The sequence below is a fragment of the Diaphorobacter ruginosibacter genome, from assembly GCF_040396215.1.
Lineage (GTDB): Bacteria > Pseudomonadota > Gammaproteobacteria > Burkholderiales > Burkholderiaceae_C > Diaphorobacter_A > Diaphorobacter_A ruginosibacter_A.
In genome coordinates this window covers 1-11,216 of the sequence record NZ_JBEBOW010000124.1, presented here as the reverse complement: position 1 = coordinate 11,216, position 11,216 = coordinate 1, and the positions used below count along the sequence as shown (strand labels likewise).

Here is an 11,216-nt window from a genome sequence, read left to right as displayed (position 1 = left end):
TAAGTGGCGTGAATGCGCTTGTCAGGCAATCTCGTTCAGGATGGGGAGGATGTATTTCCTGAACTGTTGCGGGTTCTCGCTCATGGGGAAATGGCCCACTTCCTGCATGACGGTCACCTTGGCGCCCGGGATGCCGTGCGCCGTGCGGACGGTGTCTTCCGGGCTGCATGAAAAGTCGTACTCCCCGGTCAGCAGATAAAGCGGGGTTTTTTCCGTATCGATTCCCCCCAGCTTTCCGCGCAGGTCGGAATCGACCCGGTAGAAATACAGATCGCCCTTGAATATGCCCGGCCCGCTTTGCTTGTATTGCCACAGCGTTTCGTGGCGATACTCCTGCGGGCTCCGCGGCGCGATCAGGCCGGACACCAGGGCGGCGCAGACTTCGCCGCCGTGCACGTCGGGGCGGTTGAGCCAGCTCGTGTCATACCAGGGGCTTTGATAATCCGCGCCCTCCAGTCCGATCAGCGCGCGGAATTCCTCGCCATGCGCATGGGCGAGCTGCAGGACGATGCGTCCGCCGATCGAGCAGCCCATGACCACCGGCCTGTCCAGTTGCAGGGCCGAGCAGAATGCGCGGATCGTCTGGACGTAGCGCTCGGTGGTGAGCTCGTAGTCCTTGTCCTGAAAACCGGCGGGAGGGTACGACTTGCCATGCCATGGCATGTCGAAGGCGATCACGCGGTATTTGCCGGTGATTTCCTCGTCGCAGAGAAGATGGCGGTACTGGCGGTTGTCCGATCCGGCGGTGTGCAGGCACACGAGCGGAATGCCTTGTCCGTTTTCCTCGAAATACACGCGGCAGGGCTCACCCATGATGTCCACGTGCAGGTATTTGCCGGTAATGGGTTCAATGGTTCCATGCATATTGGTGTGCTCCCGGATTCACGCGCCGTGGAATCGGCGCGGCGTGCTCAGGACGTCCTTGATGTATTGAAGGTTGGAGAAGAGAAGATGTGAATTCCCTTCGATGGCCATCGCGCCCCGCTTGTGCAATGCAAAGATGTCGTGCGAGCCGGGCCGGGGAAACTTCTCCCACAGAGCCGCCCACGCCTGCGCGTTCGCGCGGATGCTCAGATCCGCCGTTTGGAAGAGCGGCATTTCCCGGGTCAGCTGCGTGATTTTTCCGCCGCGTATTTCCATCAGGTACGTCGCCGTATCGATGGAGATTTTCAGCAGCGCATGCGTGAAACGTCCGCGATGGACCAGATGCGCATCCTGATTGACGGCCGAGGGGATGGATTCAAAGATTTCCAGCAGGTTTTCCTGACGCATGGCGCTTGTCTCCGTGTTCTGTTCCAGGCATTGGGTGTCCCGGTATGCCCGGGCCTTTTTGCCGGGCAGTTGATTTGTAATGGTTCTGAGTAGTAGAACATATGTTCTGAATTGTTTGTACTGCTCGCAACATTTTTCTGATGAGGGTTTTCACTAGCCGTATAAACGAGTGCAAGCTGAGTCCTACGGGACGTGTGCGCTGCCGCTGTCGCTATGGCGCGGCCCGCGCTTTTAAGCTCGCGGCTATGACCTCGACTTCATCGCCCTCGCGCTTGCGCGCGGACGGGCCGCGTCTTTCATTCGTGCAGCAAGAGGACGTCCGCGCAGGCTTGCCCGCCGATGGGCAGCCGCCACAGGACGGCGGGCTCCTGGAGCGGGAGATCACCGCCGGCCTGATGCAGGCGCGGGCGGTCATCTCTCCCAAATTCCTCTATGACGAGCGGGGATCGGCGCTGTTCGAGGCCATCACCCAATTGCCCGAGTACTACCTGACACGCTCCGAGCGCTCGATTCTTCAGCGCCATGGAGAGTCCATCGCGGACTCCGTCGGCCCGGACAGGACCGTGATCGAGCCGGGCGCGGGAAACTGCGAGAAGGCGCGCGCGCTGTGCCTGCGCATCCAGGCCCGGGAATTCATAGGCATGGACATTTCCTTCGATCACCTGCGGCACGCGGTCACGCGCCTGGCGCAGAACATGCCGTGGCTGCGCGCGCGCGCCGTGGCCGCGGACATCACCCGGTCGCTGGAGTTGCCCGCCGACGTTCCGCGCGGCAACCGGCTGGTGTTCTATCCGGGATCGTCGATCGGCAACTTCGAGCCCGCGCAGGCGGTGCGGCTGCTGTCGCGGATGCGCGAACTCCTGGGGCCCGCGCAGGAGGAGGGCGGCCTGCTCATCGGCTTCGACCTGCCCAAGCCGGCGCACCTGCTCGAGGCGGCCTATGACGATGCGGCGGGCGTCACGGCCGCCTTCAACCGCAATGTGCTGGAGCATGCCAACCGCATCATCGGCGGTGATTTCAAGCCCGACGGCTGGAAGCACGTCGCCCTCTTCGATGCCGGACTCTCGCGCGTCGAGATGCACCTTGAAGCCGTGGGCGAGCAGCGGGTGCGCTGGCGCGGCGGCGGGCGCGACTTCGCCTCGGGCGAGCGCATCCATACGGAAAACAGCTACAAGTATTCCCGGGAGTCGTTTGCTTCGATGCTCGGGGAGGCGGGCTTTGCGCATTGGCGCAGCTGGAGCGATGAACGCGGCTTTTTCGCCGTTGTCCATGCGTGGTAGGCGAGCCATGTCCGGGGTGGGACGGCTTTCCATGGGAGGAGGTTGCCGGTGAACGAACAAGCGTGCGCGCCCGACGTTCGTTTCCAGCGTATCCGCGACATCACGCGCGCGCTGGCGCGTCCCTTGTCCGCCGAGGACTGCTGCGTGCAGTCCATGCCGGATTGCAGCCCGGTGAAATGGCATCTGGCGCACACCACCTGGTTCTTTGAAACCTTTGTGCTCGAGCATTTCGAGCCGGCCTTCAAGCCCTTCGACAGCACGTTCCGGATGCTGTTCAACTCCTACTACAACGGCGTCGGCCCCAGGCACCCCAGGCCGAGGCGCGGGCTGCTCACGCGGCCCGACCTGTCCACCGTGCTGCGCTACCGCGACGCGGTGGATGAGCGCATGTCGCGCCTGCTGGCGCGAGGCGGGGACGCATCGCTTGCGCGGCTGGCGGAGCTGGGTCTGCAGCACGAGCAACAGCACCAGGAGCTGATCCTCACCGACATCAAGCACCTGCTGTCATGCCATCCCTCCTGGCCCGCATACCAGGCGCCGCGGCCGGTCTCGCGCGCGAGAACCTCCCTGAAGACGCCGCGCTGGATCGCCCATGCGGGAGGCATGGCGCGGATCGGGCATGAGGGCGGCGGTTTCTCGTTCGACAACGAGCGCCCGCGCCACGGCGTCTATCTCCAGCCCTTCGAGCTGGCCTCGCGCCTGGTGACCAATGGGGAATACCTCGCGTTCATCCAGGATGGCGGCTACCGCGATTGCGCGCTATGGCTGGCCGAGGGCTGGGACTGGGCCGCCGCGAACGGGATCGGCTCGCCCGCATACTGGCGGCAGGCTGGACCGCGGGGCGAGTGGCGCGAGTTCACGCTCCATGGCGAGACCGCGCTGGCCCTGGATCAGCCGGTCGTTCATCTTTCGTACTTCGAGGCGGATGCCTACGCGCGCTGGGCGGGCGCGCGCCTGCCCACCGAGGCGGAGTGGGAGGTCTGCGCATCGGCCGGGCCCGCCGCGCCGAATCCGGATGCGGCCTGCTTCGCCGATGCGGGGGTCTTTCATCCCATGGCCGAAATCGGCGATGCGCTGCATCTGCAGGGCAGCGTGTGGCAGTGGACCAGCTCGAGCTACGCCGCCTATCCCGGGTTTGTTCCCGCCGAAGGCGCCGTGGGCGAATACAACGGCAAGTTCATGGTCAACCAGTACGTGCTGCGCGGCGGCTCGTGCGCGACGCCCGCCGACCATGTCCGCGCCACGTACCGCAACTTCTTTCCCGCTGGCGCGCGCTGGCAGTTCACGGGACTGAGGCTGGCGCGGAGCCTTGCGCCAGCGCTTTGAGGCACCTGGAGAAAGTGTGCGCTCAGACTGCCTGCAGGGCCTGTTCGAGATCGGCCAGCAGGTCGTCGATGTGCTCGATGCCGACCGACAGCCGCACCATGCCCTCGGTCACTCCGGCCTTCGCGAGTTCCGCAGCATCCAACTGGCGGTGTGTGGTGGAGGCGGGGTGCGTGGCGAGCGACTTCGCATCGCCGATGTTCACCAGACGGGTGAACAGCTTCAGCGCATCCAGGAAGCGCGCGCCCGCGGCACGGGCGTCCTCGCCGTCCGACTTGAGGCTGAACGACAGGATGCCCGAGGCGCGGCCGCCGGACTGCCTTTGCACGATGGCGTGGTCCGGGTGGTCCTTCAGTCCCGCATAGCGCACCCATTCCACCTTGGGATGCCGTTGCAGCGTCTCGGCGATGGTCTGCGTGTTCTCGCAGATGCGGTCCATGCGCAGCGCCAGGGTCTCTATGCCCTGCAGGATCTGGAAGGCGTTTTGCGGCGCGAGGGCAGCGCCCATGTTGCGCAGCGGCACGACGCGCGCGCGCCCGATGTAGGCCGCAGGGCCCAGCGCTTCGGTATAGACCACGCCGTGGTAGCTCACGTCGGGCTCGTTCAGGCGCTTGAAGCGTTCCTTGTGCTCCGCCCAGGGGAACTTGCCGCTGTCGACGATGGCGCCGCCAAGGGCCGTGCCATGGCCTCCAAGATATTTGGTGAGCGCATGCACCACGATGTCGGCGCCGTGCTCGAAGGGACGCAGCAGGTAGGGGCTGGGCACGGTGTTGTCCACGATCAGCGGCACGCCGTTGCGGTGCGCCACGTCGGCCAGCGCGCGGATGTCGGTGACGTTGCCCAGCGGGTTGCCGATCGACTCGATGAAGATGGCCTTGGTTCTGGCGTCGATGTGCCGCTCGAAGCTGGCGGGATCGCGCGGGTCGGCAAAGCGCACCTCGATGCCTTGCTGCGGGAACGTGTGGGCGAACAGGTTGTAGGTGCCGCCGTAGAGCGTGCTGGCCGAGACGATGTTGTCGCCGGCCTCCGCGATGGTCTGGATCGCATAGGCGATGGCCGCCATGCCGGAGGACACCGCCAGCGCGCCCACGCCGCCCTCGAGCGCCGCGACGCGCTTTTCCAGCACGTCATTGGTCGGATTCATGATGCGGGTGTAGATGTTGCCCGGAACCTTCAGGTCGAACAGATCCGCGCCGTGCTGCGCGCTGTCGAATGCATATGCGACGGTCTGATAGATCGGCACGGCCACCGATTTGGTGGTGGGATCGGGGGAATAGCCGGCATGAACGGCCAGGGTTTCGATGCGCATGACGCAAGGCTCCAATCAGCGTGTGGTGGATGAACAAAAGAGGATGGACGCGGCGATGTGATTTCGCGGGTCCATTGTCACAGCATCGGACATTGTTGCCCTTGAACGCGGCCAGGTGAACGACACAATGGCTATGAGCTTATCCCGTTCGGGACGGATGCCGCCAGGCGGAATGCCTGCGCCCGTCAGGGATCAAGCGCGGGGCCGACGTCCTGCCTGGCGGCGGGAGCGGGCTGGCGCCGCCGGGGCGGGCGCTGCACGGGCAGCGGCGGCTGGAGCGCCTCCCATTGGGGCAGGTGCGCGTACACCATGGCGGGGGCGTGCGCGTCGTTGGCGGCGTAGCGGCGCTGGCTGTCGCCGAGGCGCTCGACGGACCAGTTGGAGGTCGTGACCTTCTTGGATTTGCGCAGGCTCTGGCCGAGCACCAGCGCCACCGCCGCGCGCACTCCGGTGGACGAGCCGAAGCCGTGGCGCTTGAACACGCGGTCCAGGTCGAGCACGTTCTGCATCACCACCTGGAGCCGGCCCTGCAACTGGTGCCGGTCGTTGTCCAGCCCGAAACCCGCCTTGACGATGTGCGAGGCTTCCAATATCTCGCGGGTGAGGGCCAGCGCGCGCGGATGGCGCATCTGCAGCAGCCACGCCTGCGTGGTGCTGGCGAACTGCACCAGGTGCGGCCCGGTGTCCTTGGCGCCCGCCTGGAAGAGCGGCTTGCTTTCGGTGTCGAAGCCCAGCACCCGGGCGTCCAGCATGGCATGGCGCGCCTGTTCGAACTCCGCCTCGGTGCGGGGAATGTGGATGGCCGAATCGGGCAGGGCCGCGAAGGGCGGCAGGAGTGCGGATTCGTCCTTGGTCGGAGCTTTTCGGCGCGGCATGGACAAGAGGAGTGCGGGCCCGGGTTCAGCCAGCCTGGCGGGCGGGGCGCGTGCGGTAGAACTGCATGGGATGCTCGCGCATCTCCTTCATGTGCTGGTTGATGACCGAACGCTTCATCTTGCCCACCACGTGCATCTCGCAGGGCTTGCAGTCAAAGCGCAGCGTGAGCTTTTCCTTGCCGTTGATGAGCTGCAGCGGCTCGGCCTTGATCGTGCCTTTCACGCCGATCACGCCCTTGGCCTGCTTGGGGCACAGGCTCATCGAGAAGCGCACGCAGTGCTTGGTGATCATCAGCGAGACTTCGCCTTCCTCTTCCTTGCTCTCGTAGGCTGCGTCGATCACCTTCACACCATGCTTCACATAGAAGTCGTGCGCCTTGTGGTTGAACACATTGGCCAGGTAGGTCAGGGTGTCTTCAGGGAAAGGAGCAGGCGGCTCCACGGGTTTGGCACGCGGCAGGCGAACGAAGCCCTTGGCACGGGCTTCTTCCAGTGCGGCCACGGCATCGCGGCGCAGCTGGTTGAGCGCCGAGGCTGGCACGAACCAGGGCTGCGAAATCTGCAGGCTGATGTCGTGTACGGCAAAGACCGTAGCGCCAAAGCGGCCCAGTTGTTCGCGCAGCGAGATTTCTGCCTTTGCGGTATCGGTGGCTGCCTGATGGGCTTGGGCGATGGTGGCGCTGCCGGTGAAACCGTCTTCGTCGGTCAGCTGCAGCGCAAAGCCGTCGGCAGTTTCACGCAGCTCTGCCCACAGGCCGATGCGGCGGTCGCTGGATTTCTTGTCCAGCGTGCGTATCCAGTCCATGTCGCGGTTGCGGTTGATCTCCAGGCCCTTGCGCAGGTCCTTGAACTCGGCGATCTCATTTTTGGGAAACACGCGCCAGATGCCTTTCTTGGCGTTGACGCATTCGGCGCGGTTGATGTGCACGCCCACCAGTTCCTTTTGCAGGTCGTAGTAGCACAGGCCGTCGCCGTTGTGCAGCTCCAGTCCCTTGTCCGAGGTTTCCAGCTCGAACCATTTGTCGCCCACTTGCGTGACCCAGCCGATCGCGCGGCCCGGCGTCTTGGGTGTGTCGAATGCGCCGATGTCGTCCTGGCGGCCATTCACGAAATAGTCGGTGAACTCGCGGTTGAAATTCTGGTCCGGATCGGGCTCGAAGGTGAACGTGGTGCGGCCCGAGGAGGACCGGGCCAGGGGAGCACTGGAGAATTCACGCTCTTCGATGATGGCGTCCAGCAGCTTGCGGTAGTGGGCCGTGATGTTCTTCACATAGCCCATGTCCTTGTAGCGGCCCTCGATCTTGAAGCTGCGCACGCCCGCGTCGATCAGCGCGCGCAGGTTGTCGCTCTGGTTGTTGTCCTTCATCGAGAGCACGTGCTTCTCGTGCGCAATGATGCGGCCCTTGTCGTCCAGGACTTCGTAGGGCAGGCGGCAGGCCTGGTTGCAGTCGCCCCGGTTGGCGCTGCGCCCGGTGTGCGCGTGGCTGATGAAGCACTGGCCGGAGTAGGCCACGCACAGCGCGCCGTGCACGAAAAACTCGATGGTGGTCCGATCCGCGTCGGTGGCTTCGCGGATGGCCTGGATCTGCCGCAGGTCCAGCTCGCGCGCGATCACGATCTGCGAAAGCCCGGCATCCTGCAGAAAGCGCGCCTTCTCTGGCGTGCGGATGTCGGTCTGCGTGGAGGCATGCAGCTGGATCGGCGGCAGGTCGAGTTCCAGCAGGCCCATGTCCTGGATGATGAGCGCATCCGCGCCCGCGTTGTAGACCTGCCAGGCCATCTGGCGCGCGCCTTCGAGTTCATCGTCGCGCAGGATGGTGTTCAGCGTGATGAAAATGCGGCTTCCGAAGCGGTGCGCGTGCCTGATGAGGCGCTCCAGGTCCCGAATGTCGTTGCCCGCGGTCGCGCGCGCGCCAAAAGCCGGGCCGCCGATGTAGACGGCGTCCGCGCCATGGTTGACGGCTTCCATGCCGATATCGGCATCGCGCGCCGGGGAAAGCAGTTCGAGCTGGTGGGGCAGGAGAGACATAAGGGCGCGATTATCTCAGGAAGGCGCGCTGGCCGCGTTTTGCGGGAATTGCGCGGCGGGTTGCGTCCGCCGAGCGGTCTTTGCCGCTAAAGTGCTGGGGAATTCCTGCGTTTTGCACTCTGACGAGCGTTCCTTCCCATGTACCAGCCGCCGCCATTCAACCAGTCCGGCAACCGCGATCCCCTGCTCCTGTCGATGCGCGGGGGAGTGTTCGCCATGTTCCCGCCCGGGCCCGGATGCTGCGGCCTGGCGGCAGGCGGGAGCGACGGGTCATGACGAGCGTGGAAGCGACTGTCGGCAGCGCGTGCGCAAGCGATGAAGAGGGCATGCGGCTGGCTTTGAGACTCGCGCGCGAGGCGGCCTCGGATGCAGAGGTGCCGGTGGGCGCGGTGCTGGTGAAGGACGGCGTGGTGATCGCCACGGGCCGCAATGCGCCGATTTCGCGGCATGACCCGACGGCGCATGCCGAGATCGTGGCGCTGCGCTCGGCGGCACGGCAACTGGGCAACTACCGGCTGGAAGACTGCACCTTGTACGTCACTCTGGAGCCATGCCCCATGTGCGCCGGCGCGATGCTGCACGCCCGGCTGCCGCGCGTGGTGTTTGGCGCGGCCGATGAAAAGACCGGTGCGGCGGGCTCGGTGACGGATCTTTTCGCCGAGCCGAGGCTGAACCACCAGACCGAGATTCTGGGCGGCGTTCTGGCTGATGAATGCGGCGCGGCCCTGGGCGATTTCTTCCGCGCGCGGCGCAAGGAGCAGCGCGCCCAGGCCCTTGCCGCGCATCCCCTGCGCGAGGACGCGCTGCGCACGCCGGACGCCGCCTTCGCGCATCTGCCCGGCTATCCCTGGCCGCCCCGTTACGTCAGCGATCTGCCGTCGCTTGGCGGCCTGCGGCTGCATTATCTGGACGAAGGGCCCAGGCAGGCCGCGCGCACCTGGCTGCTGGTGCATGGCCATCCCACCTGGAGCTACGTCTATCGCGAATGGATTCCCGTGCTGCTGGCGGCGGGCGAGCGCGTGGTGGCCGTGGACCTGATCGGTTTCGGCAAAAGCGACAAGCCCAAGAAGGAGTCCGCGCATACGCTGGCGTGGCATGCGCGGATTCTCGGGGAACTGGTGCAGCGGCTGGATTTGCGGGATGTGGTGCTGGTCAACCACGGGCTTGCCGGATGGCCGGGCATGGCCGCCGTGGCGGCGTTGCCGCAGCGGTTCGGCGCGCTGGTGGCGGTGAATTCCTGGGTGCCCGAAGCGGGCGTCCCGCTGTCCGTTGAACTGGAACAATGGCGGAACATGTTCGCCCGCAAGCCGCGTCTTTCCGTCGGCTGTCAGATCGCGGGCGCGGGCCCCGGGACGGCGGCCTGGGATGCGCCTTTTCCCGATGCCGGATACCGCGCGGCGGTGCGGGCATTCGCCTCTTTCATCGGGGATGCGGGTGACGAGGAAACCCTGCGCGGCGCGCTGGAGTTCTGGCGCAATGAATGGCGCGGGAAAGCCTTGCTGATCGAAGGCGGGCAGGACGTGCTGGCAGGCGGCCACGCCACGCAGCGGCTGCTGAAGCTCATCGGCAACGGGCCTGGCCTGATGCGCATTTCCCCACTGGATCACTTCATGACGGAACACGGCGCCGACGCGGCCATGCGCGCTGTGGAATACTTCACGCCATCCTGACCGCCGCCGTGGCTGGTTTCCGCCCGGCTTTTTCGCATGCCGGCCCGCGGCGGTCATCACCTTATTTTTGGAGCAGGCGCGCAGCCGCCTGATAACCGAGTTGGCTACAAGACAGAAAGCACATCAGGAACACGATCACGGGCATGACGCGCACGCGCATGACGGGCATGGAGATCATGCCGCCTGCGGCCACAACCACGGCCCGCAGCACATCTACGTTTATTCGCCCTCCAGCGCGGTGCTCGACAAGGCCGCGTTCCGCCGGGGCGTGGCGCGCCTGAAGGCCATGGGGCACGAGGTCGAGATCGACCAGGATGCGCTGGCCCGCAGCACCCGCTTCGCGGGCGATGATGAAACGCGCCTTGCCGCCATCCACCGGGCGGCGGCCAGCGGCGCGGACATCGCGCTGATCTCGCGCGGCGGGTATGGCCTCTCGCGCATTCTCCCGGGCATCAAGTACAAGGCGCTCGCAAAGGCGGTGGAAAAGGGCACGCGCTTCATCGGCCAGAGCGACTTCACCGCGCTGCAGAACGCGCTGCTCGCGCAGACCGGGGCGACGAGCTGGTCCGGCCCGTCGCTCGTCGCCGACCTGGGCGTGGAAGGCGAGCCCGACGACATCATGCTGGCCTGCCTGGATGATCTGTTCACCGGCCACGGCGAAGGCAGCGGCTGGCGCATGAACCACGAGAAGCCGCTGGAGGGCGGCAAGCCCGCCGTGCCCGACGTATACATCAGGAACGCGACGCTGTGGGGCGGCAACATGGCGATGCTGTGCTCGCTGCTGGGCACGCCGTATTTCCCGCAGGTCAAGGGCGGCATCCTGTTCCTCGAAGACGTGGCGGAGCATCCCTACCGCGTCGAGCGCATGTTCGCGCAACTGCTGCAGGCGGGCGTGCTCAAGAACCAGAAGGCCGTCGTGATGGGCCAGTTCACCGGCTACCGCCTGGCGCCGCACGACAAGGGGTACAAGATGCAGTCGGCCATCGACTGGGTGCGCTCGCAGATCAAGGCGCCCGTGCTGACCAACCTGCCTTTCGGCCACGTGGCCACCAAGGTGCTGCTGCCGGTGGGCGCGAACGTGTCGCTGTCGGTGGAAGGGCGCGACGCGCTGATCTACTGGGGCCACGCGCACTGAGTTCGCCGCGCGCTTGGGGCAGCGGCTCGCCACATTCCGCTGGCGGATTCCGCGTCAGGCTGCCGGATCGGTTCCGCGACGGGGTGTTGCGATGCGGGAAGTGTTTCTCGAGTCAGCGGCGCGCGCGCTGGCGCAGTATCGAGCGCGCGCTTTGCACCAGCTTATGGATCAGCGTCAGGCGCGAGGACGAGCGCAGCCACATCACGCCGAATCGCCGCGACTGCGTGGCATCGGGCAGGGGCAGGCGCACCACGCTCTGCCCATCCGGCAGGTTCAGCGCCGTATCCGGCACCAGCGCCACGCCCAGGCCGCGATCGACCATC

Annotated in this window: 10 protein-coding genes; 4 read left to right on the top strand and 6 right to left on the bottom strand. The window is 65.8% G+C overall.

The genetic code is table 11. The features are described from left to right. Positions 1–21: 21 nt before the first annotated feature. Positions 22–864 carry an alpha/beta fold hydrolase gene (locus tag ABWP92_RS13990; RefSeq protein WP_353236005.1) on the bottom strand — a complete coding sequence of 281 codons (843 nt, stop codon included), beginning with the start codon at positions 862–864 and terminating at the stop codon, positions 22–24. Positions 865–882: 18 nt separating this feature from the next. After that, positions 883–1,272: a hypothetical protein gene (locus ABWP92_RS13985; RefSeq protein ID WP_353236004.1), complete on the bottom strand. Its 390-nt coding sequence runs from the start codon at positions 1,270–1,272 to the stop codon at positions 883–885. A 395-nt stretch (positions 1,273–1,667) separates the two neighbouring features. On the opposite strand from ABWP92_RS13985, the gene egtD reads away from it, so the two are divergent. Then, positions 1,668–2,552, top strand: coding sequence for an L-histidine N(alpha)-methyltransferase (gene egtD / locus ABWP92_RS13980; RefSeq protein ID WP_502907540.1), 885 nt, complete (start codon positions 1,668–1,670; stop codon positions 2,550–2,552). A 48-nt stretch (positions 2,553–2,600) separates the two neighbouring features. After that, on the top strand, positions 2,601–3,878 hold the full coding sequence (gene egtB, locus ABWP92_RS13975; RefSeq protein WP_353236002.1) for an ergothioneine biosynthesis protein EgtB: 1,278 nt from the start codon (positions 2,601–2,603) through the stop codon (positions 3,876–3,878). A 22-nt stretch (positions 3,879–3,900) separates the two neighbouring features. Here the strand turns inward: egtB and ABWP92_RS13970 are convergent, their stop codons facing one another. The 3 genes from ABWP92_RS13970 to ABWP92_RS13960 all read right to left on the bottom strand — a co-directional run bounded on the left by ABWP92_RS13970 (position 3,901) and on the right by ABWP92_RS13960 (position 8,088). Further along, positions 3,901–5,184, bottom strand: a complete 1,284-nt coding sequence (locus ABWP92_RS13970; RefSeq protein ID WP_353236001.1) for an O-acetylhomoserine aminocarboxypropyltransferase/cysteine synthase family protein — start codon at positions 5,182–5,184, stop codon at positions 3,901–3,903. Between the two features lie 185 nt (positions 5,185–5,369). Continuing rightward, positions 5,370–6,059, bottom strand: coding sequence for a 3'-5' exonuclease (locus tag ABWP92_RS13965; protein WP_353236000.1), 690 nt, complete (start codon positions 6,057–6,059; stop codon positions 5,370–5,372). Between the two features lie 25 nt (positions 6,060–6,084). Further along, complete coding sequence (locus tag ABWP92_RS13960) at positions 6,085–8,088, bottom strand: peptidase U32 family protein (RefSeq protein WP_353235999.1); 2,004 nt, start codon at positions 8,086–8,088, stop codon at positions 6,085–6,087. Positions 8,089–8,360: 272 nt separating this feature from the next. Here ABWP92_RS13960 and tadA point away from each other — a divergent pair, with 272 nt between their 5' ends. Continuing rightward, complete coding sequence (gene tadA / locus ABWP92_RS13955) at positions 8,361–9,758, top strand: tRNA adenosine(34) deaminase TadA (RefSeq protein WP_353235998.1); 1,398 nt, start codon at positions 8,361–8,363, stop codon at positions 9,756–9,758. A gap of 100 nt (positions 9,759–9,858) precedes the next feature. Then, on the top strand, positions 9,859–10,893 hold the full coding sequence (locus ABWP92_RS13950; RefSeq protein ID WP_502907539.1) for an LD-carboxypeptidase: 1,035 nt from the start codon (positions 9,859–9,861) through the stop codon (positions 10,891–10,893). 112 nt (positions 10,894–11,005) lie between these two features. Here ABWP92_RS13950 and ABWP92_RS13945 read toward each other — a convergent pair. Continuing rightward, a partial coding sequence (locus ABWP92_RS13945) for a LysR substrate-binding domain-containing protein (RefSeq protein WP_353235997.1) occupies positions 11,006–11,216 on the bottom strand: 211 nt, incomplete at its 5' end.